This is a genomic window from Vibrio sp. Makdt (genome assembly GCF_027587015.1).
Taxonomy (GTDB): domain Bacteria; phylum Pseudomonadota; class Gammaproteobacteria; order Enterobacterales; family Vibrionaceae; genus Vibrio; species Vibrio chagasii_B.
Genome location: NZ_JAPPTH010000004.1, coordinates 302,235 through 327,940 on the forward strand (window position 1 = coordinate 302,235; position 25,706 = coordinate 327,940).

The 25,706-nt window shown below is 45.1% G+C and carries 23 protein-coding genes and 7 tRNA genes; 4 read left to right on the forward strand and 26 right to left on the reverse strand.

What is annotated here, in order from left to right; all coding sequences use genetic code 11:
• Window positions 1–20: 20 nt before the first annotated feature.
• Together zapD and yacG are read left to right on the forward strand one after the other, a co-directional pair.
• Window positions 21–761: a cell division protein ZapD gene (gene zapD, locus OH460_RS07135; protein WP_061032469.1), complete on the forward strand. Its 741-nt coding sequence runs from the start codon at window positions 21–23 to the stop codon at window positions 759–761.
• 80 nt (window positions 762–841) lie between these two features.
• On the forward strand, window positions 842–1,039 hold the full coding sequence (gene yacG, locus OH460_RS07140; RefSeq protein ID WP_008222354.1) for a DNA gyrase inhibitor YacG: 198 nt from the start codon (window positions 842–844) through the stop codon (window positions 1,037–1,039).
• 493 nt (window positions 1,040–1,532) lie between these two features.
• Here the strand turns inward: yacG and rplS are convergent, their stop codons facing one another.
• From rplS to ffh, 5 genes are all read right to left on the reverse strand, one after another.
• Window positions 1,533–1,886, reverse strand: coding sequence for a 50S ribosomal protein L19 (rplS, locus tag OH460_RS07145; protein WP_004738151.1), 354 nt, complete (start codon window positions 1,884–1,886; stop codon window positions 1,533–1,535).
• 59 nt (window positions 1,887–1,945) lie between these two features.
• Window positions 1,946–2,686, reverse strand: coding sequence for a tRNA (guanosine(37)-N1)-methyltransferase TrmD (gene trmD / locus OH460_RS07150; protein ID WP_061032468.1), 741 nt, complete (start codon window positions 2,684–2,686; stop codon window positions 1,946–1,948).
• A gap of 27 nt (window positions 2,687–2,713) precedes the next feature.
• Window positions 2,714–3,268, reverse strand: a complete 555-nt coding sequence (rimM, locus tag OH460_RS07155; RefSeq protein WP_061032467.1) for a ribosome maturation factor RimM — start codon at window positions 3,266–3,268, stop codon at window positions 2,714–2,716.
• 24 nt (window positions 3,269–3,292) lie between these two features.
• Entirely contained in the window at window positions 3,293–3,541 is a 249-nt protein-coding gene (rpsP, locus tag OH460_RS07160; RefSeq protein ID WP_004410028.1) for a 30S ribosomal protein S16, read from the reverse strand.
• A gap of 219 nt (window positions 3,542–3,760) precedes the next feature.
• Entirely contained in the window at window positions 3,761–5,152 is a 1,392-nt protein-coding gene (ffh, locus tag OH460_RS07165; RefSeq protein ID WP_061032466.1) for a signal recognition particle protein, read from the reverse strand.
• 200 nt (window positions 5,153–5,352) lie between these two features.
• Here ffh and OH460_RS07170 point away from each other — a divergent pair, with 200 nt between their 5' ends.
• Both OH460_RS07170 and OH460_RS07175 read left to right on the forward strand, forming a co-directional pair.
• The gene (locus OH460_RS07170; protein ID WP_004738143.1) at window positions 5,353–6,147 is read left to right on the forward strand and encodes a cytochrome C assembly family protein; all 795 of its coding nucleotides are present in this window, start codon (window positions 5,353–5,355) and stop codon (window positions 6,145–6,147) included.
• A 127-nt stretch (window positions 6,148–6,274) separates the two neighbouring features.
• Window positions 6,275–7,546 carry an HlyC/CorC family transporter gene (locus tag OH460_RS07175; protein WP_008221067.1) on the forward strand — a complete coding sequence of 424 codons (1,272 nt, stop codon included), beginning with the start codon at window positions 6,275–6,277 and terminating at the stop codon, window positions 7,544–7,546.
• Between the two features lie 109 nt (window positions 7,547–7,655).
• Here OH460_RS07175 and luxS read toward each other — a convergent pair whose 3' ends face one another.
• The 21 genes from luxS to tpx form a co-directional block, all read right to left on the reverse strand.
• Complete coding sequence (gene luxS / locus OH460_RS07180) at window positions 7,656–8,174, reverse strand: S-ribosylhomocysteine lyase (protein ID WP_171731672.1); 519 nt, start codon at window positions 8,172–8,174, stop codon at window positions 7,656–7,658.
• Between the two features lie 24 nt (window positions 8,175–8,198).
• A complete protein-coding gene (locus OH460_RS07185) occupies window positions 8,199–8,849 on the reverse strand; it encodes a transglycosylase SLT domain-containing protein (protein ID WP_239931035.1) in 651 nt (216 codons plus the stop codon).
• A 10-nt stretch (window positions 8,850–8,859) separates the two neighbouring features.
• Window positions 8,860–10,428 (reverse strand): glutamate--cysteine ligase, encoded by a 1,569-nt coding sequence (gene gshA, locus OH460_RS07190; RefSeq protein WP_269996197.1) that lies wholly within the window; start codon window positions 10,426–10,428, stop codon window positions 8,860–8,862.
• 99 nt (window positions 10,429–10,527) lie between these two features.
• Window positions 10,528–13,386 carry a M16 family metallopeptidase gene (locus OH460_RS07195; RefSeq protein ID WP_269996199.1) on the reverse strand — a complete coding sequence of 953 codons (2,859 nt, stop codon included), beginning with the start codon at window positions 13,384–13,386 and terminating at the stop codon, window positions 10,528–10,530.
• A 9-nt stretch (window positions 13,387–13,395) separates the two neighbouring features.
• A complete protein-coding gene (locus OH460_RS07200) occupies window positions 13,396–13,857 on the reverse strand; it encodes a YqaA family protein (RefSeq protein WP_004741880.1) in 462 nt (153 codons plus the stop codon).
• A gap of 6 nt (window positions 13,858–13,863) precedes the next feature.
• Window positions 13,864–14,817, reverse strand: a complete 954-nt coding sequence (locus tag OH460_RS07205; RefSeq protein ID WP_269996202.1) for an NADP-dependent oxidoreductase — start codon at window positions 14,815–14,817, stop codon at window positions 13,864–13,866.
• Between the two features lie 153 nt (window positions 14,818–14,970).
• A complete protein-coding gene (locus OH460_RS07210) occupies window positions 14,971–16,101 on the reverse strand; it encodes a sodium ion-translocating decarboxylase subunit beta (RefSeq protein WP_004741882.1) in 1,131 nt (376 codons plus the stop codon).
• Between the two features lie 9 nt (window positions 16,102–16,110).
• A complete protein-coding gene (gene oadA, locus OH460_RS07215) occupies window positions 16,111–17,898 on the reverse strand; it encodes a sodium-extruding oxaloacetate decarboxylase subunit alpha (RefSeq protein WP_269996205.1) in 1,788 nt (595 codons plus the stop codon).
• 31 nt (window positions 17,899–17,929) lie between these two features.
• Window positions 17,930–18,187, reverse strand: coding sequence for an oxaloacetate decarboxylase subunit gamma (locus OH460_RS07220; protein ID WP_004741884.1), 258 nt, complete (start codon window positions 18,185–18,187; stop codon window positions 17,930–17,932).
• Between the two features lie 375 nt (window positions 18,188–18,562).
• Window positions 18,563–18,639: transfer RNA gene (locus OH460_RS07225), tRNA-Arg, on the reverse strand.
• Between the two features lie 57 nt (window positions 18,640–18,696).
• Window positions 18,697–18,773: transfer RNA gene (locus OH460_RS07230), tRNA-Arg, on the reverse strand.
• 79 nt (window positions 18,774–18,852) lie between these two features.
• Window positions 18,853–18,929: transfer RNA gene (locus OH460_RS07235), tRNA-Arg, on the reverse strand.
• 52 nt (window positions 18,930–18,981) lie between these two features.
• Window positions 18,982–19,058, reverse strand: a tRNA-Arg gene (locus OH460_RS07240).
• An 89-nt stretch (window positions 19,059–19,147) separates the two neighbouring features.
• Window positions 19,148–19,240: transfer RNA gene (locus OH460_RS07245), tRNA-Ser, on the reverse strand.
• A gap of 44 nt (window positions 19,241–19,284) precedes the next feature.
• A tRNA-Arg gene (locus tag OH460_RS07250) sits at window positions 19,285–19,361 on the reverse strand.
• Window positions 19,362–19,404: 43 nt separating this feature from the next.
• Window positions 19,405–19,497, reverse strand: a tRNA-Ser gene (locus OH460_RS07255).
• A 474-nt stretch (window positions 19,498–19,971) separates the two neighbouring features.
• Window positions 19,972–20,169 (reverse strand): carbon storage regulator CsrA, encoded by a 198-nt coding sequence (csrA, locus tag OH460_RS07260; RefSeq protein ID WP_004415691.1) that lies wholly within the window; start codon window positions 20,167–20,169, stop codon window positions 19,972–19,974.
• A 92-nt stretch (window positions 20,170–20,261) separates the two neighbouring features.
• The gene (locus OH460_RS07265) at window positions 20,262–21,443 is read right to left on the reverse strand and encodes an aspartate kinase (RefSeq protein WP_008221085.1); all 1,182 of its coding nucleotides are present in this window, start codon (window positions 21,441–21,443) and stop codon (window positions 20,262–20,264) included.
• A gap of 220 nt (window positions 21,444–21,663) precedes the next feature.
• On the reverse strand, window positions 21,664–24,246 hold the full coding sequence (gene alaS / locus OH460_RS07270; protein ID WP_102423637.1) for an alanine--tRNA ligase: 2,583 nt from the start codon (window positions 24,244–24,246) through the stop codon (window positions 21,664–21,666).
• 251 nt (window positions 24,247–24,497) lie between these two features.
• On the reverse strand, window positions 24,498–24,986 hold the full coding sequence (locus OH460_RS07275) for a hypothetical protein (protein ID WP_269996208.1): 489 nt from the start codon (window positions 24,984–24,986) through the stop codon (window positions 24,498–24,500).
• Window positions 24,987–25,169: 183 nt separating this feature from the next.
• Window positions 25,170–25,676, reverse strand: a complete 507-nt coding sequence (gene tpx, locus OH460_RS07280; protein ID WP_137408059.1) for a thiol peroxidase — start codon at window positions 25,674–25,676, stop codon at window positions 25,170–25,172.
• Window positions 25,677–25,706: the final 30 nt, after the last annotated feature.

The window sequence follows — 25,706 nt, forward strand, 5'->3', positions numbered from 1 at the left end:
GTTGAATGAAGGCTTGCTCGATGATCACCCACAAATTTGAACATCCTCTAAATGAGAAAACACGCATCTACCTAAGAGTGGAATCGCTCTTGAGGCAGTTACACCTGTCTTCTACATTTTCCGATGCTCAACAGTATCAACTCTTTTTCCGCTCTATCTTCGATCTGATTGAAATCTTCGAACAGATCCAACTCAAGAGCGAACTTGCAAAAGATCTTGAGAAGCAACGTGTCACCTACAAAAGCTGGTTAGACGTTGAAGGTGTCGATCAAGAGATGCTTACGTCACTGCTCAATGACATTGGCAACATCTATCGTGATTTAATGCACGCGGAGCGTTTTGGTCAATCTCTCAAAGAAGACCGCTTCCTAAGTGCCATTCGCCAGCGTTTTAATCTGCCTGGCGGTTCATGCTGCTTTGACCTACCAGCGCTGCATTATTGGTTACACCTCCCTCTGGATAAGAGAATGAGAGATGCCAAGGCGTGGATGGATAGCCTACAGCCTCTGTATGAAGCGCTAACGCTATGGTTAAAGCTAACCCGAGAGACTGGTCACTTTAAAGAGCAAATTGCTCGCGCTGGCTTCTTCCAGAGCGATGCTGAAGAAGCGAATATCCTTCGCCTATCCATTCCGATGCAATACGGTGCCTACCCGATGATCTCAGGGCACAAAAACCGCTTTGCTGTTAAATTCATGAGTTTTGAAACAGGACAAGCCTGTACTCAAGATATCGAATTTGAGCTGGCTATCTGCACCTAATTAATTTCCTTTAGCGTTTGGCTTGAGTGAACACTTGAGCCTAAACTCTTTGTTATTACACCCTCTAATTAAGAATCACTATGTCGAACAAAATCACCATCGTTAAATGCCCTCAATGTAATACTGACGTTGAATGGGGTGAACAGAGCCCACACCGTCCGTTTTGCAGTAAGCAATGTCAGATGATTGATTTCGGTGAATGGGCAGACGAAGAGAACAGTATCGCTGGCGCACCAGATATGTCTGATAGCGATGGTTGGTCGGAAGACCAGTACTAAGATTCGAGATTCGAGATTCGAGATTCGAGATTCGAGATTCGAGATTCGAGATTCGAGATTCGAGAAGAATTGTTAAGGGTTGGAGTTTTGCGTCAACCCTTTTTTATGTCCGCTAGTTTGGGGTTTGCTAAAAGAGATTCCCTACTCCTTCCTCCGTCAGTCTAGGGAATGACGGTAACTTCAGTGTTCGGTTTACTCTGCCACCTCCATAAATAAGGAACAGGCTAGCCCGGAGCTAATGTCTCTAAGCTAGATACATAGCATCACAAACCAAATGCAGACTACTGTACTTCCTCACAGACAGGATTGATGCCCCAGTCCTCTCATAGCGAGCCCTTTGGTTTGATGTACTAATTCGTACATAAAACCTCCCGTCATCCCCAAGAGTGAGGGACGAACGAGTTGGGGATCTCTTACTTTCAAAGCTCTAAATAGCAGGCACAAAAAAGCGGAGCCAAATGGCTCCGCTTTTATCGATAGAATGCAAAAAGAATTACTTCTTAGCAAGCTTCTCTTTAATACGAGCAGACTTACCAGAACGCTCACGTAGGTAGTACAACTTGGCACGACGTACTGCACCACGGCGTTTAACTTCGATGCTATCAACCATTGGAGAGTGAGTTTGGAACGCACGCTCTACACCTTCACCGTTCGAGATCTTACGAACTGTGAATGCAGAGTGAAGACCACGGTTACGAATAGCGATTACTACGCCTTCGAAAGCCTGTAGACGCTCACGGTCACCTTCTTTTACCTTAACCTGAACTACAACAGTGTCACCTGGTGCGAATTTAGGAAGGTCTGATTTTAGTTGCTCTTCTTCAAGAGCCTTAATGATGTTGCTCATTTGTATAAATTCCTAGAATAAACTGATACTAAATTTAATAGGTTACTGCTTGCTTTTCGTTAAGAGCGTTGCTCTTTAATGAATTCAGCCAGTAATTGTTCCTGTTCGTCAGTCAGAGCTAGGTTTTCCAGGAGTTCTGGTCTTCTTAGCCAAGTTCGGCCCAACGATTGTTTTAATCGCCAACGACGAATGTCCTTATGGTTTCCAGACTTGAGCACCGAAGGCACTTCTTTGTCGTCTAGCACCTCAGGGCGCGTATAGTGAGGGCAATCTAGCAAACCATTTGCAAAAGAATCTTCTTCTGCTGATGCGAAATCTCCAAGTACACCCGGTACAAACCGAGAGACTGAATCAATCAGCGTCATGGCTGGCAGTTCACCACCCGTCATCACAAAATCCCCAATCGACCATTCTTCGTCAACTTCAGATTGAATGATGCGCTCATCTACCCCTTCGTAGCGACCACAAATAAGAAGTAAATTCTCGTTTGTTGCCAGCTCTTCAACACCTTTCTGGTCGAGTTTACGACCTTGAGGTGAAAGGTAGATAACTTTCGTCTTTCCCGGTGATGCTTGTTTGGCAGTTTGGATAGCGTCGCGCAAAGGCTGAACCATCATTAACATGCCAGGACCACCACCGTAAGGTCTATCATCAACAGTGCGATGTTTATCATGAGTGAAATCACGAGGATTCCATGTCTCAATAGATAAAAGACCTTTCTTTACCGCTTGACCCGTTACTCCAAAATCAGTAACTGAACGGAACATTTCAGGAAATAGGCTAATTACGCCAACCCACATGTGTTCTCTCGCTCTATGATTTTAAAGTTAGAATCCAGGATCCCAGTCAACTTCGATCCGTTGAGCTTCGCGATCAACTTTCTTGATCACTTGCTCTTCAAGGTACGGTACTAACCGTTCCTTTTGTCCGAAAGCATCCTTAAGATTTGCTTTGATTACTAGAACATCGTTTGAGCCAGTTTCTAGCATGTCGGTAACGACACCTAGATCGTAACCTTTAGTGGTTACAACTTGCATACCAAACAATTCACGCCAGTAGAATTCCTCTTCTGACAATTCAGGTAATGAAGCAGGGTCTATTGCGATTTCAAAGTTAGTCAGTACATGAGCGTCCTCGCGAACCTCAAAACCTTCCAGCTTACACACCATACCTTTGTTATGGCGCTTCCAGCTTTCTACTTTGAATTCAACCCACTTCCCCTTTTGGTTAACGTACCAAGGAGAGTAATCAAATATGCTTTCAGCGTTGTCTGTGTAGGAAAAAACTTTAAGCCAGCCACGAATGCCATAGGTAGCACCAAACTTGCCCATAACAATTTTTTCGTCTTGCTTGCTCATCGTTTCTTTACCCTTCATCGACATAAGCTATTTCTCTTTTAAAAAGAATTAAGCCGCTTTTTGAGCGTCTTTAACTAGCTTAGCTACACGATCAGATAGAGATGCGCCTTGACCAACCCAGTGGTTAACGCGATCTAGGTCTAGACGTAGACCTTCTTCTTGACCTTGAGCAGTAGGGTTAAAGAAACCTACTTTCTCGATGAAACGGCCAGTTGCAGCGTTACGGCTATCCGCAACTACGATTTGATAGAATGGACGCTTCTTAGCGCCGTGACGTGCCAAACGAATGGTTACCATGTCGTCCTCTTTGCTTTCTTAATAAAATAATTAACCCCAATAACCATTTATCACTAAACAGCTTGGGGTCTCGTGCCAAATTAAAGCCCCGGAATTTTACTCTTATTCCGGGGCAATGCAAGGGGTTTAGCTATTTTTTCACCAACATAGTGCCTGTATACTTTCTGTGACACAGATAACACTATGAAAAGTAAAGGTGCTACAGGTTACATTAGGCGATTATCGACCGAACGGGTTGAAGCCGCCGCCCATACCACCCATGCCACCGCCGCCCATCATGCCTTGCATGTTGCGCATCATGCCTTTCATGCCACCTTTCTGCATTTTCTTCATCATTTTCTGCATTTGGGTGAACTGCTTAAGCATACGGTTTACATCTTGTACCTGTGTACCAGAACCAGCGGCAATACGTTTTTTACGTGAGCCTTTGATTAGCTCAGGGCGTTGACGCTCTTTCATGGTCATAGAGTTGATGATCGCTTCCATCTGCTTGAACATCTTGTCATCAACTTTATCTTTCACGTTGTCTGGTAGCTGAGACATGCCTGGAAGTTTATCCATCATGCCCATCATGCCGCCCATGTTTTGCATCTGTCCTAGCTGTTCACGGAAGTCTTCAAGGTCAAAACCTTTCTTCTCTTTGAACTTCTTAGCCAGCTTCTCTGCTTTCTCGGTATCAACGTTTTTCTGTAGGTCTTCAATAAGCGACAGAACGTCACCCATACCTAAGATACGAGAAGCAACACGATCAGGGTGGAATGGTTCTAGTGCGTCAGTTTTCTCACCAACACCTAAGAATTTGATTGGCTTGCCTGTAATATGACGAACAGACAGCGCCGCACCACCACGCGCATCACCATCAACTTTCGTTAAGATAACACCGGTTAGTGGAAGCGCATCACCAAAGGCTTTTGCCGTATTCGCCGCATCTTGACCTGTCATAGCATCAACAACGAATAGAGTTTCAACTGGGTTGATTGCCGTATGAAGCTCTTGGATCTCGCCCATCATCTCTTCATCAATCGCTAAACGACCCGCAGTATCGACAAGTAGCACGTCGTAGAATTTCTTCTTCGCGTGGTCGATTGCAGCGTTAGCAATATCAATCGGCTTCTGGTCGGCCGAAGATGGGAAGAAGTCAACGCCAACATCGCTAGCTAACGTTTCAAGTTGTTTGATCGCCGCAGGACGGTAAACGTCGGCAGACACAACCAATACTTTCTTCTTGTCACGCTCTGTCAGCAATTTAGATAGCTTACCTACCGATGTGGTTTTACCCGCACCTTGTAGACCAGCCATTAAGATAACCGCTGGCGGTTGCGCTGCTAGGTTAAGTGCTTCGTTAGACTCACCCATCACCGCTTCAAGTTCAGCTTGAACGATCTTAATGAATTCTTGGCCCGGTGTTAGAGACTTAGAAACCTCAACACCCACAGCGCCTTCTTTTACACGCTTAACAAAATCGCGGACAACTGGCAGTGCCACGTCAGCTTCAAGAAGCGCCATACGCACTTCACGTAGCGTATCTTTAATATTGTCTTCGGTCAGACGACCTTTACCGCTGATATTCTTCAGCGTTTTGGATAGACGATCCGTTAAATTATCAAACATAGTTTTCTCTTCGCTCAATCCTGCGACTATTAAGTTGAGTATACATTAGCGTGGATTAGAGTCATACCCGTTGTAGAGCGTTAATCATCCACGCTTGTGATGTGAGACGGTGTTCACTTGGAATTGAGTGAGGTTCACCATAGCCCCAAAGAGCGATGCAAGGTATAATTCGCCAATTAGTAATCATTTTAATGGATACCATGGACAGTCTTATTGCGATCGCAGCAGCCTTTCTTTATACAATGGCGATTTCCACGATCATTCCAGGTCTCGTGCACCAAACAGGAATCCGTGTAAAAACGGTGTTTATCAGCGCATTACTTGCTCTAGCTTTCCATGCTTGGTTGCTTGGCGATTTAATCTTTAATGCCAGTGGTCAAAACCTCAGTATCTTAAACGTTGCGTCACTGATCAGTTTAATCATTTCTCTAGTGATGAGCGGTGCTATGCTCAAAACCAGACTGTGGTTCATTCTTCCTGTGGTTTATAGCTTCGCAGCACTGAACTTGATGGCGGCAACTTTTCTTCCAAGTACCTTCATCAAACATTTAGAGAATGACCCAAAACTGCTGATGCACATCTCTTTGGCGCTGTTCTCTTACGCGACGCTCACGATTGGTGCTCTATACGCACTGCAACTTGCGTGGCTAGATCACAAACTTAAAAAGAAGAAAGCACTGGTTATCAACCCTAACCTACCTCCATTAATGATGGTTGAAAGACAACTTTTCAAGATCATCCTAATTGGTAATGGCTTATTAACGGGTACCTTACTGACTGGTTTCATCTTCGTACAAGACATGTTTGCTCAAGGTAAAGCACACAAAGCCGTGTTGTCTTTTATCGCTTGGGTTATCTACTCCATTCTTCTGTGGGGCCATTACCAAAAAGGCTGGCGTGGACAAAAGGTGACTTGGTTCGCCCTTGCAGGTGCTAGCATGCTCACATTAGCCTACTTCGGTAGCCGCTTCGTTCAGGAAATCATCCTGAGATAACACCCAAATTAAAGGCAAGGTCACGCATACCTTGCCTTTAAAATATTGAGTCAGATAGATTCAATTGACATCTCGACCATGTTCGGTCATAAATTAATCAAGATACACAAATAGGAAAAGAATAGTTTTGGACGACATATCAACGGGTATCTTATTTGCGCTACTCGCGTGTCTCATTGTAATTTCTGGTTATTTCTCTGGTTCCGAAACGGGCATGATGTCCTTGAACCGCTACCGTTTAAAGCACTTGGCCAACACGGGTCATAAAGGTGCAAAGCGCGTAGAAAAACTTCTGAACCGCCCCGACAGGTTGATAGGCCTCATTCTCATCGGTAACAACCTTGTCAACATTCTCGCTTCTGCGATCGCTACCATTCTTGGTATGCGTATCTACGGGGACATCGGTGTGGCTGTCGCAACCGGTACCCTGACTCTCGTGATCCTCGTATTCGCTGAGGTCACACCAAAAACCATCGCTTCTCTGTTTCCTGAACGTGTCTCCTACGCCAGCAGTATCTTGTTAATGATTCTGATGAAGGTGCTGTCACCACTGGTGATATTAGTGAACTTCATTACCAATGGCTTTATTCGTATTTTGGGTGTCAAAGCCAGTCACGACGCGACCGATCATTTGAGCTCTGAAGAGCTAAGAACCGTTGTAAATGAAGCGGGCAATCTGATACCTCAACGTCACCAAGATATGTTGGTGTCTATTCTAGATTTAGAGCACGTTACGGTGAACGACATCATGGTGCCTCGTAACGAGATTACCGGTATCGACATTAATGATGATTGGAAATCCATCGTTCGCCAGCTGACCCACTCCCCTCATGGCCGAGTTGTTCTTTATCGTGACCAAATTGATGAAGTAGTTGGCATGCTAAGGCTGCGCGAAGCGTATCGTTTGATGCTGGAAAAAAACGAATTCAACAAAGAGACTCTGCTGCGTGCCGCAGACGAAATCTACTTCATTCCTGAAGCAACCCCACTCAATATTCAGCTGCTAAAATTCCAACGCAACAAACAGCGCATCGGTCTAATCGTTGATGAGTACGGTGATATCAATGGCTTGGTGACATTAGAAGATATTCTAGAAGAAATTGTCGGTGAGTTTACCACTTCAATTGCGCCAAGTTTGTCTGATGAAATCACACCGCAGAGCGACGGCAGCTTCCTAATTGAAGGCAGTGCGAACATTCGTGATATCAACAAAGGCTTGCAGTGGGCTCTCCCAACCGATGGTCCTAGAACGTTAAATGGTTTGATACTTGAACATCTGGAAGACATTCCAGAGAGCCACCTAAGTGTTCAGGTTGCCAGTCATCCAATGGAGATTGTGGAGCTTGAAGAGAACCGCATCAAGCTAGTACGTGTCTTTCCACAAATCGTCAATGGATAACAGGTTCAAATAGTGCTCGCTATTGACCTGCTACATGAGAAAACAGAAAGGCCCGGTTCAATGAACCGGGCCTTTTCATATCTTACTCATCGAGAATCAACTCAAATGATTAATCGACTTTAAGCTCTTTAAGCATTGACTCTGGCAGTGCTAGTTCGTCATTCTTGTTTACTGAGATACCAGCAGCGATGATGGCATTCGCGATCTCTTTCGCTTCGTCCAAAGAGTGCATTGCTGCTGTACCACACTGGTATTCGTTCAGCTCAGGGATCTTATTCTGGTTCTCAACTTTCAGCACGTCTTGCATTGCCGCTAACCAAGCATCAGCAACTTGCTGCTCTGAAGGTGTACCAATCAGGCTCATGTAGAAACCTGTACGACAGCCCATAGGTGAAATATCGATGATCTCTACGTCTGCACCGTTCAGTTGAGCACGCATGAAACCAGCGTATAGGTGCTCTAGAGTGTGGATACCTTTCTCAGATAGGATATCTTTGTTTGGTGCCGTAAAACGCAGGTCAAATACCGTAATGGTATCCCCTTTTGGAGTTTGCATTGTTTTCGCAACACGAACTGCTGGTGCGTTCATACGAGTGTGATCTACAGTAAAACTATCTAATAAAGGCATTGCTATTCTCCGTGACGGTTGGCTTTAGAAAAACCAACTTCGATTGTCTTCTAGTTCTTTGCGGCACTGTTTCAGTTGCCAGCCATAATCTTTTGCTTGCTGTTCGACTTTACGAGCCACCTTAATTAAAGATGGTTTGCTGTTATACGACTTACGTTTATAACCACCGCGGCCTTCATGGTAAGCCAAGTACTGGTTGTACGGGTCCCATAGCGAGATACCGAGTTGACGACGCGTTTCGCTGGTGTACCAGCCTATAAACATCAGCGCATCATCAAAGTTGGTTCTTGAACCGCCATTGTTGGTCGCTTTTTGGAAATCTTCCCAAGCGGGATCCTGAGCTTGAGCATAGCCATAAGCGCTGCTTACACGGCCCCAAGGGATGAAACCAAGGATGTAATCTTTTGGTGGCCGAGCATCATGACGAAAGCTACTCTCTTGTTTTACAAAAGCCATCGCTACGTTGATGGGAGTGCCCCACTCTTCTTGCATATCTAAGGCATCTTCATACCACGATGGATGTTCTCTGAAGATGCTGCATAGGTTATCTTGCTGTTTCGGCGGTGGTGTTGCACAACCAACCAAAAGGCTAGAGACAACACCGACAGTGACTACAGGTAACCATTTACTACTCACACGAGTAGGCTTACCAAATAAGGCTTGCTTCCTTTCCACCAACGTCTCGCTATGCTTTTAAATACGAAAAATAATCCGCTAAGAAGCTATCAAAATCTTGAGTGCTCGCTTCTTCACTTTGTTGCTGAGCTACCACAGAGCGTTGAACCTCTGCTTCCATCAGCTCAGCTGAATATACTTTGTATTGATGTGCTTTGTGCTGTTGAGCGTACGTTTTGCCTAGCGCACAGCCAACTTTACCTAAACCACCTAACTTCTTAGTCTCTTCTAGCAATTGGCCAGAAATGGTTAGCTCTGGGTTATCAATCCAAGCTTCAAGCGTATCGCAGGTTTCTTGGTAAGCTCGGCCGCCTTGTTCAGCATCCATCATCTCAGCAATTAAGCGTAGGTCTTTGAACACGCGCTTCGCCCAATCTTGCAGAGACAATCGCTCACCGTGACAACCAATTTGCAGTTCTAGACCAACTTGACGACCTTCCAAGATCACCTTGTTCCAGTTATCACGCCAGCATTCAAGCTCACAGTTATCCATTTCAGCAGAGTCAGTTAGCACACTCCACGTTAGGAATAGATCTAAGAAGCGAACTTGCTGCTCAGTAATACCAATTGAGCTGAATGGGTTTACGTCTAGAGAGCGAACCTCGATGTACTCAACACCGCCACGAGCCAGTGCTTCAGATGGTTTCTCACCACTCTTTGCCACACGCTTAGGACGGATAGGTGCGTAAAGCTCATTCTCAATTTGCAATACGTTGCTATTAAGCTGACGGTATTCGCCATCAACCTTAACACCAATCTCTGCAAACTCTTCAGATGGCGTGCGAATCGCTTGGTTTAATCCTTCAAGGTACTGACCTAGGCTGTTAAAGCCTATCTTCAATACGCTTTGTGCGCTGTTAGTGTAACCAAGATCACTCAGACGCAGCGCCGTTGCTTTTGGTAGATACAGTGTCTCGCCAACCTTTTCAAAAGGTAGGTTGGTTTCTCTTCCTTTGATGAAAGAAGAACACAATGCTGGCGAAGCACCAAAGAAGTATGGGATTAACCAACCAAAGCGGTAGTAGTTACGGATCAAACCGAAATACGCATCTGACTTAGCTTCACAACGCGCCTCTTCTGTTTGCTCTCCAAATAGGCTATCCCAGAAGCTTTCAGGGAAAGAGAAATTGAAGTGCACACCAGAAATAATCTGCATCAAGCTACCGTAACGACGTTTCAAGCCTTCTCGGTATAACGTTTTCATTTTACCGTTATTAGACGTGCCGTATTGCGCGAGCTGAATGTAATCTTCGCTACCAACGTAACAAGGCATAGAGAGCGGCCACAGCTTTTCGCCGTCTAACTTGGTTTGCGTGAAGTGATGAATATCAGACAACTGATTCAAAAGAGTAGGAACGTCATTTGAAACAGGCGTGATAAATTCCAGTAACGACTCAGAGAAATCGGTTGTTACCCACTCGTTCATCAACGCAGAACCTAAAGCCTTAGGGTGCGGCCCAGTAGCAAGGTGCCCATCTTCCGTGTAGCGTAATGTTTCCCTTTCAACACCACGACCAAATTGAGAGAAGGTCTTAGGGTTGGTTGCAACTTGCTTTAGTCGCGCAGCAAAATCAGTCAAAATTCAGTTCACTTATCTTATATCGTTCTGATTAGAACTATCATAAATTAGGTTGGAGGAGAAAAGTAGAGTCTCTTCCCTCCCCCTTTAATGTGTACTCTAACGAATGATTTCAAGCTCTTCTATTGGAATATCTAACTTTTCTAATTGAGGGCGAAGCGAAGCCGCATCACCAACCACAATTATTTGATAATCATTCGGGTCGAACCATTTCTTCGATAGTTCATTCAATGTCTCTTTTGAGACCGTCTCAACTATCTGATTACGTTGTTGTAGGTAATCTTCATCAAGGCTCAATGCGACAATATTACTCAACAAACCAGCCTTTTGACTTGGCGTTTCGTATTTGAGCGCATCTTGTTGACCGACGGCAAGGCGCATAAATTTCACCTCATCATCAGTTAATCCACTTTGACTAAACTCATTCAGTTCATTAATAAACTCTTGAATCGATGGCACTGTCGCATTCGCTCTTACCTGCGCGCTAAATACCACCGCGCCCGTTTCGCGTGTACTGGCAAAGTAACCGCTCGCACCATAAGTGTACGCCTTGTCTTCGCGTAGGTTTTGGTTGATACGGCTATTAAAGTTACCCGCTAAGTTAAAGTTAGCCAATTGGCTCTTGTATAGTTCACCTGTTGCATCAAAAGGCAGGCCTTTACGTACGAGACGAACAATACTTTGTGGCGCCCCCGGCTTATCGACCAAATATAAACGCTGCTCGGTCAGCTCTTTGACGATCTGTGGGCGTATTAGCGGTGCCGCCTCGCCTTGCCACTCCTCAAAGAATTGTAGCTGCTTTCCAATCTCTTTCTTCGAGATGTCTCCCACAACGACAATATTGGCACTCTCAGGGGTGTAATGCTGAGCATAGAACTTTTTCACATCATCCAAGGTCAATGTAGACAATGACGCTTTAGTGCCATCACTTGCCCTCGCAAAAATACTGTCACCAAACAGCACTTCACGGGTTGCTTGAGACGCCATCCAACTTGGTTGTTGATGTTGATACACCACACCTTCTAACATCTGGCTTTTCACGCGATCAAAGTCTTGACTGTCGAACTTAGGCTCAAACAGAACCTCCTGCACGATAGCGAGTGTTTGAGGCAGATTTTTCTCTAGCGTGGAAATAGAGATATCTGTGGTGTAGCTACCAGCACTAATACTTACGCTACTACCCAGCTTATCTAAAGTCGCCTGTAATTCTTCAACCGTTCGCTTAGTGGTACCTTCTTCCATCATAGCGGCTGTTAGGTTTGCTAGGCCCTCTTGACCTTTACGAACATAACGCTCACCCGCCGGCAGTTGGATTTGCATCTGTACTGTCGGCGTTTCACTGGTTTCAGTACCAATCAAGTCGCTACCGTTTGCAAAGTGCATGCGATACAGCTCTGGCATCGTCGCTTCTACACCAAAGTTGACCTCTGGCATCACACTGCGATCAAAGGTTTCCGTAACTCTTCTGAAGTTCAACTGGTCTTCTGTCACCTTGCTGTATTCAGGCAACGTACGTGGTGGTGTGGTAAACGTCGCTTCACGAACCGCTAAATCAAGCTGCTTCTTAGGAACCACACTTAAAGTCACTTTGTGCTTACCTTCGATGAAATCTTGGTAGGCCTTACTCACGCTTTCAGGCGTGACGGCGCGGATTTGATCCAGCTGGGATTCAATGCGATCTGGCTGACCATAGAAAGTTTGGTTAGATGCCAATTGCGACACCTTGCCTTTTACACTTTGCAGTGCAAAAACCGCATCCGCCTCAGCCATTCCGGTAATCTGGTCTAGACGCTCTTGTTGAACCCCCTCTTTCGAGAACTTATCTAAGGTATCCATTAACTCTTTATTGAGAACGGTTAAGTCACCTTTTTTACCAGAGTCTCCCATCGCATATACGTACATGGTACATGCCAATTCAGCACAATCATGAAATGAACCAGCACTCACTGCCTTTTGAGTTTTCACTAGATTTTGGTACAGATAGCTGTTGGTGCCAGAACCTAAAACGTTAGACAGCGCATTCAGTGACGCTTGGGTCTCTTCGCCGCGATAAGTCGTTGGCCAACCAACCAATACCATTGGCTGACGGATGTTATCTTCTAGGGTGATGTACTTATCTTCCGTTAGTACCGCAGGTTGTTTCTCAGCAGGCTTAACCTCTGGGCCTTTTGGGATCGGGCCAAAGTATTTATTAACCCACTCAAGCGTATCGTCGACATCGATATCACCACCGATTGTCAGTACCGCATTATTTGGGCCGTACCAACGCAAGAAGAATGCCTTGAGATCATTCACATCCACTCGGTCAAGATCTTCGACATAGCCAATTGGTTGCCATGAATATGGGTGCCCTTCAGGGTAAAGCGCTTCACCCATGCGCTCCCACATCAAACCATAAGGGCGATTTTCATAGCTTTGAGCTCGTTCATTTTTAACCGTACCTCGCTGAACCTCGAATTTCCGCTGAGAAACAGCATCAAGTAAGAAGCCCATTCGGTCTGACTCTAACCACAACATTTTTTCAAGTTGATTAGATGGGACGGTTTCAAAGTAATTAGTGCGGTCACGATTAGTGGTGCCGTTTAACGAACCACCGGCCTCAGTAATGATCTTGAAGTGCTGCTGGTCACCAACGTTCTCAGAGCCTTGGAACATCATATGCTCGAAGAAGTGAGCAAAACCAGACTTGCCTATCTCTTCACGTGCAGAGCCGACATGATAGGTAACATCCACGTGTACAAGTGGATCGGAATCATCGGGAGAAAGGATAACGGTGAGTCCATTATCTAATTGATACTTAGCATAAGGAATCACCACTTTATCTTTAGAGGGCTTAACCTCTTCTAAAAGAGTGACACCTTCTGGTAATGAGGAAAAGAAGGATGTTGAGCTAGGTACATTGTAAGAACAGCCGGCAATGGCGATAAGAGAAAATGTACCAAGTAAAACCTTTTTCATAGGTTCTCCTTAGAAAAAACCGAAGTAGATAGCAGCAAGTAAGCTATAGCGAGCAGCTTTACCAATCGCAATCAAGATAACGCTAGGGATGAATTTCATTCTCAACCAGCCAGCGGCTAGACACAAAGGGTCACCGATAACGGGCAACCAACTGAAGAGTAAAGTCCAATAACCATAACGGCTTAGCCAAGCCATAGCCTTATGACCATGCTTTTCTGATTGAGTTCGATTAGGCAACCACAAACCAATCCAATAATTAGTAAGGCCACCTAACGTATTACCGAGTGTCGCTATTAGAATAATCGATGATGTTGAGAATTGATCTAAGCTCAATGCTGCAACAAGGCTCGCCTCTGAGCCTCCGGGTAATAAGGTGGCACTTAAGAAGCCACTGATGAATAAGACCCATAGCGCTGAATCAGAGAACCACAGCGCTATGTTTTCAAAAAGAGAATTAAAGAACTCTAGCACTGCATATTAACCTTCTTGCATCTTAAGCAGTACCTTGCCTCTGGTGTGTCCGGTTTCTACCTGCAGATGAGCCGACTGTGCCTCTTCCAGCGGGTAAACACCTTGAATTTCTGTTTTTAACAATCCAACACTCACCATATAAAGCATGGTATCCATTTGCTCTGGGTTAGGTTCTACCAACATACCAGACGCTGTGAAACCTAAAAGTTTTGCCTTCTCGCAGATTAACTCTGCTGATAGGGTCGGAACGGTAACCACTCTTGCGCCATCTTTCAGGCACTTCAACGCATCAAGCGCCGTATCGCCACCCACCAAATCAATCAGCACGTCAACATCCGACACACGCTCAGACGCTGGAGCAAATTTATAGTTGATAGCATGGGCACCTAGCGTTGCTAGGTAATCAAGATTTGCTTCGCTACAAGTCGTGTAAACCTCAGCTTTTGCCGCCACGGCAATTTGAACGGCAATATGTCCAACACCACCCGCACCCGCTAAAATGAGTACGCGATCGCCCTCTTTCACTTCCGCTTTATTGAGCGCTTGTGCCGCCGTTTGACTCGCCAGAGGGAGAGCGGCTGCCGCTTCTAATGTTACAGAGTTAGGAATGATGCTCAGTGCAGTTTCAGGTACACATACATATTGACTGTAACCACCACCTTGTAATGGGAAGCCGATAAAGCCCGCCACATTATCACCAACAGTAAAACGCTCAGCCTGTTCGCCTAACGTAACCACTTGCCCCGCGATATCGTAGCCTGGTACCCAAGGTAGGTTATCTTTGTTTTGTGCAGCCGCCCAACCTAGCCCGGCTCGAGTTTTAACATCTATCGGATTGACGCCGGAAAAAGAGACCTTAACCACCACTTCGCCAGCTTTAGGCTCTGGTATTGCACTGGTTTGAAGTACAAGGTTTTCCACCCCACCAAACTCGGTAATCGCTATCTGTCTATTTTCCATTTAAACACGTCCCTAATTAGTTAAAACCTAACGAATAAAAGAAAGGGATGCACAAGCATCCCTTCGACTATAAACCATTTAATAAGGCTAAGTTAACCGCTCATTCGTAAATTGACGACCAATTAACGTAACGATACATGACCTAGGTATCCATTAACCGACTAGCGCTAATAGAATACCGGCCGCAACCGCACTACCTAGCACACCTGCTACGTTCGGCCCCATTGCATGCATCAACAAGAAGTTCTGAGGGTTCGCCTCAAGACCAACCTTGTTCACAACACGAGCCGCCATTGGAACCGCTGATACACCAGCAGCACCAATCAGTGGGTTGATGTCCTCTTTCGAGAAACGGTTTAATAGCTTCGCCATCAACACACCACCCGCAGTACCGATACTGAACGCTACCGCACCTAAGCCTAGAATACCTAACGTTTCTAAGTTCAAGAAGGTATCTGCTTGAAGCTTAGAACCTACACCCAAGCCAAGGAAGATAGTTACAACGTTGATCAGTTCGTTTTGTGCAGTCTTCGATAGACGGTCAACCACACCCGCTTCACGCATTAAGTTACCTAAACAGAACATACCAACCAGTGGTGTTGCTGAAGGTAGGAACAAGATCGTCATCAGTAACACTGCAAGTGGGAAAAGGATCTTCTCACCTTTGCTTACGTGACGAAGCTGAGCCATCTTAATTTTGCGCTCTTCTGGAGACGTTAACGCCTTCATGATTGGCGGCTGAATGATAGGAACTAAAGCCATGTAGCTGTATGCCGCTACGGCAATCGCACCTAGCAGATCAGGGGAGAGCTTACTCGCTAAGAAGATAGCCGTTGGGCCATCTGCACCACCGATGATTGCGATAGAAGAAGCATCTGCCATCGTAAATTCCATGCCTGGAATGTAGTTCAGCAAGATCGCGCCAAACAGTGTTGCGAAAATACCGAACTGAGCAGCCGCACCTAACCACAAGGTTTTAGGGTTAGCAATCAACGCACCGAAGTCCGTCATCGCGCCCACGCCCATAAAGATCAGCAGTGGGAAAATACCCGTTTCAATACCAATGTAGTAAACGTAGTAAAGCAAACCACCTGGATCAGTAAATCCAGCATTTGGAATATTGGCTAATACAGCACCAAAACCAATCGGCAACAACAGTAAAGGTTCAAATCCTTTGCGGATTGCCAAAAACAACAGCAAGCAACCGACCAGCATCATACAGATCTGGCCGAACTCGAAGTTAGCAATCCCTGTTTCAGACCATAAGGTCATCAATCCTTCCATGGTACTCCCTTACGCTAGGCTTAGTAGTGGAGCGCCTACAGTAACTGCATCGCCTTCTTTAACATTCAGTTCTTGAACGATACCACCACGAGCAGCACGAACTTCCGTTTCCATCTTCATCGCTTCAAGAATAAGCAGAACGTCGCCTTCAGCGACTTCAGCGCCCGCCTGAACGTTAACTTTAAAGATGTTACCCGCTAATGGAGCTGGTACCGCTTCCGCGTCAGATGCCGCTACAGGTGCAGCTTGTACCGCTTGAGCTGGTTTTGCTGATGGTGCTACTGACGTCAGCTCACCTTGTGGGCCAACTTCTACATCATAAACCTGACCATCCACTTTCACGCTGTAGCTCTCGATACCACCAGGTACGGAAGCTGGTGCCGCTGCTGCCACAGGAGCCGCAGCTTCTGCCGTTGGTGCTGGTTCAAATGCTTCAGGATTACGACGGTTCTTAAGGAACTTAAGACCCACTTGTGGGAACAGTGCGTAAGTCAGTACATCATCTACCGTGTCTTCCGCTAGAGAGATACCTTCTGCTTTTGCTTTTTCTAGCAAATCAGTCGTTAGCTCATCCATTTCAGACTTCAGCAGATCTGCAGGGCGACAAGTGATCGCTTCCGCACCATCCAATACTTTAGCTTGCAGTTCTGCATCCACTTCAGCTGGAGCTTGACCGTATTCGCCTTTCAATAGACCCGCTGTTTCTTTAGTGATGCTCTTGTAGCGCTCGCCCGTGAGTACGTTAATAACCGCTTGAGTACCAACGATTTGAGAAGTTGGCGTTACCAGAGGAATGTAGCCAAGTTCTTTACGTACGCGTGGGATCTCTTCAAGCACCTCATCCATACGATCTGCAGCGCCTTGCTCTTTTAACTGGCCTTCCATGTTGGTCAACATGCCGCCAGGAACCTGAGCAATCAAGATACGAGAATCAACGCCTTTTAGTTGGCCTTCCCATTTCGCGTACTTTTTACGAACATCACGGAAGTAAGAAGCGATTGGCTCAATCTGATCCAGCTTAAGATTAGTATCACGCTCAGTACCTTCTAGCATCGCCACAACCGTTTCTGTTGGTGTGTGGCCGTAAGTACAGCTCATTGAAGAGATAGCGGTATCTAGAATATCGATACCCGCTTCAACTGCTTTAACTGCTGTTGCTGTAGAAAGACCCGTTGTCGCGTGGCTATGCAGGGCTAGAGGTACATCACACGACGCTTTGATACGTGTAATTAATTCTTCAGCTTCGTAAGGCTTTAATAAACCTGACATATCTTTGATACATAGTGAATGACAACCTAGGTCTTCTAGACGCTTAGCCAGATCAACCCAAGTATCTGAGTTGTGGACAGGGCTGGTTGTGTAAGACAAAGTACCTTGAGCGTGACCGCCAACATCAATCGTTGCTTTCACCGCTTTCTCAAAGTTACGTACATCATTCATCGCATCAAAAATACGGAATACGTCCATGCCGTTCTTATGGGCACGTTCAACAAATTTTTCGACTACGTCATCCGCGTAGTGGCGGTAACCCAACAGGTTTTGACCACGCAGTAGCATCTGCATTGGTGTGTTTGGCATCGCTTTCTTTAGTTCACGTAGACGCTCCCATGGATCCTCTCCAAGAAAACGAATACACGAATCAAACGTCGCGCCGCCCCAAGTCTCTAAAGACCAGTAACCGACTTTATCCAGTTCTGCCGCTATTGGCAGCATATCTTCGATACGCATACGAGTAGCAAATAGTGACTGATGGGCGTCACGAAGTACCACGTCTGTGATAGCTAGTGGTTTAGACATGCTCATAAACTCCTTTTTAATCCTTTAAATGCTACTTAGCAGTCGACGCACGGTATTGATGAACCGCGGCCGAAATTGCTGCCACTACCTGTGGACTAACAGCTGAAGGGTTTGATTGTGATTTTTGAATTTTTTTAGGTGCTGCGATCGGCTCTGGTACTTCTTCTGGTACCAGTTTTGACATCAACCGAACGAGGTAAACTAGAATAGTTAGGAAAATAAAGACAACGGACATCCCCGTTATCATCAGAGTCGCCGCATCTCCTAGCAGGCTTCCAATATTAGTCATGTTGCTTCCTTTCTTCGTCATCCTGACATATGTACAGGATTTCAGCGAATAGTGATCCCGACCCTTGGATTATCTCGATTGGTAAAACTTTGTCAATTTTGTTTAAGGTTCTGTTACGGATAACGCACACATTAGGTTAATTATTCGCCTGTCAGATCACATAAATCTGTCAAATATGTAATTTTTAGAGAATTAAACTGTGACTTAAATAGAGCTTTTTTAAGAAATGATATGAGAAAGGTGGAATAACAAGGAAGTATTCAATAACCACTTAAAATACAACAAGTTAAATTTTAAGTAATTTTAACATTTTATCAACATTTATGCGGCAGACATAAAAAAAGCCTCGTAAAAACGAGGCTTTTTTTAATAATGTGGCGCGCTCTGGAGGATTCGAACCTCCGACCGCCTGGTTCGTAGCCAGGTACTCTATCCAGCTGAGCTAAGAGCGCACGGTTTTCGATATCAGTATTCCCAATATCAGGAGTTCACAAGGAAACCCTAAAGAGTGGCGCGTCCTGGAGGATTCGAACCTCCGACCGCCTGGTTCGTAGCCAGGTACTCTATCCAGCTGAGCTAAGGACGCACGGATTTGATATTAATTCTCGATGAATGATTTATCAATATCAGGATTCACATTCTTATCAGAACTAAACCCTAAATAGTGGCGCGCTCTGGAGGATTCGAACCTCCGACCGCCTGGTTCGTAGCCAGGTACTCTATCCAGCTGAGCTAAGAGCGCACGGTTTTAGTATCAACGTAGTCAATACAAGGATCAACAGACCCTTAAATAGTGGCGCGTCCTGGAGGATTCGAACCTCCGACCGCCTGGTTCGTAGCCAGGTACTCTATCCAGCTGAGCTAAGGACGCACGGTGTTCATTCATTAAGAATGAAGTTGTGAAATATATCACATTCTTCTTGCTACGAAGAAAAAAAAAGGCCATCGGCCTGTAATGAATGGCGGTGAGGGAGGGATTCGAACCCTCGATGCAGCTACAAACCACATACTCCCTTAGCAGGGGAGCGCCTTCGGCCACTCGGCCACCTCACCTAATTCATTATTCCCACATCACTTACAAGTAAGAGAAGAGAGAATGGCGCGTCCTGGAGGATTCGAACCTCCGACCGCCTGGTTCGTAGCCAGGTACTCTATCCAGCTGAGCTAAGGACGCACATTTACATTGTCTAAGTTGCTAACTTTAGACTCGCAAGAAATGGCGGTGAGGGAGGGATTCGAACCCTCGATGCAGCTACAAACCACATACTCCCTTAGCAGGGGAGCGCCTTCGGCCTCTCGGCCACCTCACCGTCTTGCGGAGGCACATATTACGTTTTACCGAAAATATGTCAAACACTTTATTGAAAAAAATTGGACAAAAACACTCAACCGTTTGCTATTTAATCAAAGCGCTTGCAATTTGAACTTATAACATCAAAAGCGCGCTTTTTCCCTTAAAAATTAAGGCGAAAGATTGGCAATAATAAACCGCTAAAAACAATTATCTGATTTCTCCAGCAGCAAGTGCTACCGCTGGATGAACAATACTACGGGATGCGTATTTGCGCTATAGGGGAAGCCAATAAATCTTGAAGTGTGGCAAAGAAATCACCGTCCGCTATCACGCCCAGCAATTACCAATAGCACCTAACTTGGTGAAGTATTCATTCTGCAAAATCAAAACAAATACGTTATCCGATGAACCAATGTTTCGACGTCGAATTATCATTCCTCAAGATCAAAAAAGGCTAGCAGTAATGCTAGCCTCTTCTCTACGCAAAGTATTAGTAGTTGCCAGATGCAACGTTACCATTACCTTTTTCAGCTTGAATGCGCATGTAGATCTCTTCACGGTGAACAGATACTTCTTTAGGTGCGTTAACACCAATACGTACTTGGTTACCTTTAACACCTAGTACAGTAACTGTTACTTCATCACCAATCATCAGTGTTTCGCCAACGCGGCGAGTCAAAATTAGCATTCTTTGCTCCTTGAGTAATCTCTAAATTTATCTAGCTACGAGAGCATTATCCAACAAAAGTTATATTTTCGTAAACTATCGATTGAGTTTATTTAACCAAAATGCACTTCTTTTTGGGGATAACCCTGCTTTTCACGCGCTACGATGTATGCATTATGTAATATGTTAGCAGCCGTATCGACTTGCGTTGGTGATATCACCAAAGTTAAAGACTGCTGCTGCAATAAGTGATGCTGTACATCAATTTCGCCTTCAGACAACAATCCATGTGAACTGACCACAATTTCTTGTGTTCGGCTTCCTACCACAGTTAACAAACTAACCTGTTCACTATTACGGATTTTCTCATCAAAAACTAGTTTTAATTTGGCACTTATGTCTTGTTTAATAATGAGTGCTGCCCGTTCTGTTCCCTCGATCACACTACAGACTTCAATTCCTAACAGTTGGCAATGCGATAAGAAAGAATCTAGGTCCTCATTCAAACACTCGATACGCACCATATCTCTTTGTATAGCGAGGCCAGAAATATCATTCAAACACTGGTCGCCAGCAATCAATGTACCCTCGCCTTCTTCAAAGCTTGAAAGTACTCGCAATGGCACATTGTGTTGCCACGCGTACTGCACGCACGGAAGGTGCAATACCTTAGCACCACGACGAGCCATCTCTTCCATCGATGGAAAGTCTAAGGTATCTAACTTCTTCGAATGTTTAACAACGCGAGGATCACACGAGTAAACGCCATCGACATCAGTATAGATCTGGCACTCTTTAGCTTGAAGGGCGCCAGCTAACGCAACCGCAGTGGTATCGGAACCACCACGGCCTAATGTCGTAATGTCGCCTTTAGCGTTCATACCTTGAAAGCCAGCCACAATCACAATCTGATTGTCGTCTAACAAGGTTTGAATAGGAGTAGTATCAATACGCTCGATCGTCGCATTGTTATGATTAGAATCGGTGTGAATCCCAGCTTGATAGCCCGTCATCGATGTCGCTTCATAACCTAACTTGTGCAGCGTCATCGCCAACAGTGCCATGGAAACTTGTTCTCCAGCCGTTAACAACACATCCAATTCTCTAGCATTTGGTACGCTATCGATTTGAGTGGCTAAGTTAACCAACCGATTCGTTTCACCTGACATAGCAGAGACCACAACCACAACCTGATTGCCTTCATTTTTCGCTTCAATGATTTTCTCTGCTACATGTTGGATTCGTTCTATTGAACCCACCGACGTTCCGCCAAACTTCTGCACGATAAGAGGCATTTTCACCCGTCCTCACCTTCCCAAGACCAATGTCTATATATGACAAAAAAACACACGCTCCGCGTCATGGCGAAGCAATAAAAAATTAACCAAGAAGTGTAACGCTGACATTAAACTTCTTAGTTAATCTCAATCAAACCTGGTTGAGACACTCTTCCAATAGGCAAAATAAAAGATGCCCAATCAACTGATTGGGCATCTTTGTGTCAATTACTTAAGCTTAAAGACGCTCTTCTAGCCAAGTACGTACAGATTTAAGCGCTTCAGGTAGTGCTTCAACGTCAGTACCGCCCGCTTGAGCCATATCTGGACGACCGCCACCTTTACCGCCAACTTGCTCAGCAACCATCTTAACTAGGTCACCGGCTTTTACTTTGCCGATAAGGTCTTTAGTTACACCTGCAATCAAGCCAACTTTACCGTCTGCTACGTTAGCGATCAGGATGATGCCGCTGCCCACTTGGTTTTTAGCGTTATCAACCATAGTACGTAGGTTCTTGTTGTCTGCACCTTCAATGGCAGCAACCAGTACCTTAGTACCAGAGATTTCTTCTACTTTGCCCATGATGTTTGCACTTTCTGCTGCAGCCATCTTTTCTTTAAGCAGTTGGATTTCTTTCTCTAAAGATTTTGCTTTCTTAGCTGACTCCGCTAGTTTCTCTTCGTAAGCGTTAGCTTGAGCTTCTACTGCATCTAGTGCAGCTTCACCCGTTACCGCTTCAATACGACGAATACCCGCAGCAATACCACCTTCAGAAGTGATCTTGAATAGACCAATATCACCTGTGTTTGAAGCGTGAATACCACCACAAAGCTCAGTAGAGAAATCGCCCATAGACAGAACGCGAACTTCATCATCGTACTTCTCGCCAAACAGTGCCATTGCACCTTTTTCTTTCGCTGACTCGATGTCCATGATGTTGGTTTCAATTGCATGGTTCTTACGAACTTGTGCGTTAACCAAACGCTCTACTTCTTTAATCTGTGCCGGTGTTACAGCTTCAAGGTTAGAGAAATCAAAACGTAGGTTGTCTGGCTTAACCAAAGAACCTTTCTGAGCAACGTGCTCACCAAGCACTTCGCGCAGTGCAGCATGAAGTAAGTGAGTTGCAGAGTGGTTTAATGAGATAGCAGCACGACGCTCAGCGTCTACGGTTGCTTCTACTTTATCGCCTTTAGCGAACACACCTTCAACTAGCTCACCATGGTGTGCAAATGCGTTACCTAGCTTTTGAGTATCTTCTACTTTGAAAAGACCTGAAGCTGTTTTCAGAGTACCTGTATCACCACATTGACCGCCTGATTCAGCATAGAATGGCGTCTCTTCAAGGATGATGATTGCTTTATCGCCCGCAGACAGAGAAGCAACCTCTTCGCCTTCAACGAACAGTGCAGAAATCTCACCAGCACCTTCTGTACCAGTGTAACCACAGAACTCAGTGTTGGTTTCAACTTTGATCGTCGCGTTGTAGTCAGTACCGAATTGGCCAGCTTCACGTGCACGCTGACGCTGAACTTCCATCGCCTTCTCGAAGCCTGCTTCATCAATAGTGAAGTCACGCTCACGAGCAACATCGTTAGTTAAGTCAGCTGGGAATCCGTAGGTATCGTAAAGTTTGAATACTGTTTCACCGTCTAGCTCTTTGCCTTCAAGTGCGTCTAGTGCTTCGTTCAGGATAACCATGCCGCGCTCTAGCGTACGACCAAAGTTTTCCTCTTCGATACGAAGTACTTTTTCAACCAGCTCTTGTTGCTTCTTAAGCTCTTCAGCTGCAGAACCCATTACTTCAGCCAGTACGCCCACAAGTTTGTGGAAGAATACACCTTGTGCACCAAGCTTGTTACCGTGACGAACAGCACGACGGATGATACGACGTAGAACGTAACCACGACCTTCGTTTGAAGGCATAACGCCATCAGCGATCAGGAATGAACAAGAGCGGATGTGGTCAGCAATAACGCGTAGTGACTGGTTTGATAGGTCTTCGTAACCGATCGTTTCAGCTGTTGCTTTGATTAGCTTTTGGAATACATCGATTTCGTAGTTAGAGTGTACGCCTTGCATGATTGCAGAGATACGCTCAATACCCATACCTGTATCAACAGCAGGCTTAGGTAGCGGTTCCATTGTGCCGTCTGCGTGACGGTTGAACTGCATGAATACGTTATTCCAGATCTCAATGAAACGGTCACCATCTTCTTCAGGTGTACCTGGACGGCCGCCCCAAATGTGTTCACCGTGATCGTAGAAAATTTCAGTACATGGACCACAAGGACCTGTGTCACCCATTGTCCAGAAGTTATCAGACTCGAACTGTTTACCGCCTTCTTTGTCGCCGATACGAACGATACGGTCAGCAGGTACACCTACTTTTTTGTTCCAGATATCGAATGCTTCGTCATCCGTCTCGTATACCGTTACCAGTAGACGGTCTTTTGGCAGTTGAAGAGTTTCTGTTAGGAATTCCCAAGCAAACGCAATCGCGTCTTCTTTGAAGTAGTCACCAAAGCTGAAGTTACCAAGCATTTCAAAGAATGTGTGGTGACGAGCCGTGAAACCTACGTTTTCAAGGTCATTGTGTTTACCGCCAGCACGTACACAACGTTGAGCCGTAGTCGCTCGAGTGTAGGCACGCTTTTCGGCGCCTAAGAAACAATCTTTGAATTGGTTCATACCTGCGTTAGTGAATAGCAGGGTTGGATCGTTATGTGGAACTAACGATGAACTGTCTACGATTTGGTGTCCTTTGCTCTCAAAGAACTTAAGGAACGCGTTGCGAACCTCATCAGTGCTCATGTACATGCAGCTCTTCCTGAAAATAGTCGAGTTAGAATTTTGCCGTATTGTAGATCATGGTTAAGGCTTCGACTAGTTTTCTTGTAGAAAAGACGCCCTTGGGTAGGATTTTAGTTGGAATTAGCGAAAATGAAGAATATTCCACTAGGTTGTACCAAGTAGATATGAAGAAAACCGGTGTGATGAATGTTTATGGGGGAGGCTTCAATCACTCTGATAAGTAAGAGAACGCACTGGGTATTACTGATTATGGAAGGCTAGCGCTTAGTGCAGATATGATTGAACTCTTCACTATTATTGGCAGAGAACAGATAAAGAAAATCATCTTCCAATTCAATATCATATTGAATCGTAAAACCCTTATACAGCGCCTGATTACGATTGATCATGTCATTCGGGTGTTTATGTCTGAAGTTCACTTCATTAAATACCATCTCTAAATGATTATCTTGCAATGTGTATTTTCCGACAAACACTACCTCTGCCGTTTCGACTGCCCCCTGCTGATTCACGGTTTGAATCCTATCGCTGACAAAAAAATCTTCGTCAGAACTAAATGAGTACAGCATAAATTCATTCAACTCAGAGTACTGCGCATACGATGGCGTAACAAAACCCACATGTTTAAGGTTACACGCCCATTGACTCCCTCTTAAAGAGATCGGTTGAATGAGTAATACGATTGCCAGAATAAATGCACCTAGCGCTGTAATCATGACAAAAATTGCAGGCTTAGATTTTACCAATGCGTGACACCTTGTATCTGATTCTATTCTTTACTTACTTGCCTGTCATTCACGGCAAGCATCTGAATTATAAGCGTAGACCGAAACCAACTAAGGTTCAGCAAAATATTGTAATCCATAAAGTTTCGCCTAATTAACGGTAAAGCCTTGGTGCCCAAAATTCACCAAGGCCTCTCGCTATGATTAAGCTTTCAGAGCTTCAACAATAGCGTTGTAGTTTGGCTCTTCAGTCACTTCCGAAACCAGTTCGCTGTGTAAAACTACATTGTTCGCATCTAGTAGGATAACTGCACGAGCTGATAAGCCAGATAGTGCATGCTCTTCAAACTGAGTACCGAATGCTTTTAATAGCTCTGGATTTTTGAATACCGATAGCTGCTCAATGCCTTTCACACCTTCGCTCTCTTGGTAGCGAGCAAGCGCAAATGGTAGATCGGTTGAAACCGTATATACATCTACTGACTCAGATTTTAGCTCTGCTAGTTCAGAGATCACCTTAGTACTGCTTGAACATACTGGTGTATCAACGCTTGGGAACAAGTAGATCAGTTTAAAATCAGCTTGTTTTTCTGAAATCGTTAGTGGTGCTAACGATACCGATGTCATTGCTGGTGTAGTAAGTACTTCACCTTTTTGTGGGAAGTCACCTGCTAGTGCGATTTTATCGCCCATAAATGTCACTGTGTTCATGTTTATTCCTTTCAATGTAATTCTAAAAAT

What these genes read in the sequence shown, in the direction of transcription:
- OH460_RS07195 (WP_269996199.1), bottom strand. Translation starts at nt 13,386, where the DNA reads ATGAAAAAGGTTTTACTTGGTACATTTTCTCTTATCGCCATTGCCGGC.
- rpsP (WP_004410028.1), bottom strand. Translation starts at nt 3,541, where the DNA reads ATGGTAACCATTCGTTTGGCACGTCACGGCGCTAAGAAGCGTCCATTC.
- zapD (WP_061032469.1), top strand. Translation starts at nt 21, where the DNA reads ATGATCACCCACAAATTTGAACATCCTCTAAATGAGAAAACACGCATC.
- OH460_RS07170 (WP_004738143.1), top strand. Translation starts at nt 5,353, where the DNA reads ATGGACAGTCTTATTGCGATCGCAGCAGCCTTTCTTTATACAATGGCG.
- ffh (WP_061032466.1), bottom strand. Translation starts at nt 5,152, where the DNA reads ATGTTTGATAATTTAACGGATCGTCTATCCAAAACGCTGAAGAATATC.
- trmD (WP_061032468.1), bottom strand. Translation starts at nt 2,686, where the DNA reads ATGTGGGTTGGCGTAATTAGCCTATTTCCTGAAATGTTCCGTTCAGTT.
- rimM (WP_061032467.1), bottom strand. Translation starts at nt 3,268, where the DNA reads ATGTCGATGAAGGGTAAAGAAACGATGAGCAAGCAAGACGAAAAAATT.
- yacG (WP_008222354.1), top strand. Translation starts at nt 842, where the DNA reads ATGTCGAACAAAATCACCATCGTTAAATGCCCTCAATGTAATACTGAC.
- csrA (WP_004415691.1), bottom strand. Translation starts at nt 20,169, where the DNA reads ATGCTAATTTTGACTCGCCGCGTTGGCGAAACACTGATGATTGGTGAT.
- OH460_RS07210 (WP_004741882.1), bottom strand. Translation starts at nt 16,101, where the DNA reads ATGGAAGGATTGATGACCTTATGGTCTGAAACAGGGATTGCTAACTTC.
- oadA (WP_269996205.1), bottom strand. Translation starts at nt 17,898, where the DNA reads ATGTCTAAACCACTAGCTATCACAGACGTGGTACTTCGTGACGCCCAT.
- rplS (WP_004738151.1), bottom strand. Translation starts at nt 1,886, where the DNA reads ATGAGCAACATCATTAAGGCTCTTGAAGAAGAGCAACTAAAATCAGAC.
- alaS (WP_102423637.1), bottom strand. Translation starts at nt 24,246, where the DNA reads ATGTACATGAGCACTGATGAGGTTCGCAACGCGTTCCTTAAGTTCTTT.
- OH460_RS07220 (WP_004741884.1), bottom strand. Translation starts at nt 18,187, where the DNA reads ATGACTAATATTGGAAGCCTGCTAGGAGATGCGGCGACTCTGATGATA.
- luxS (WP_171731672.1), bottom strand. Translation starts at nt 8,174, where the DNA reads ATGCCTTTATTAGATAGTTTTACTGTAGATCACACTCGTATGAACGCA.
- OH460_RS07265 (WP_008221085.1), bottom strand. Translation starts at nt 21,443, where the DNA reads ATGCCTCTTATCGTGCAGAAGTTTGGCGGAACGTCGGTGGGTTCAATA.
- OH460_RS07205 (WP_269996202.1), bottom strand. Translation starts at nt 14,817, where the DNA reads ATGGAAAATAGACAGATAGCGATTACCGAGTTTGGTGGGGTGGAAAAC.
- tpx (WP_137408059.1), bottom strand. Translation starts at nt 25,676, where the DNA reads ATGAACACAGTGACATTTATGGGCGATAAAATCGCACTAGCAGGTGAC.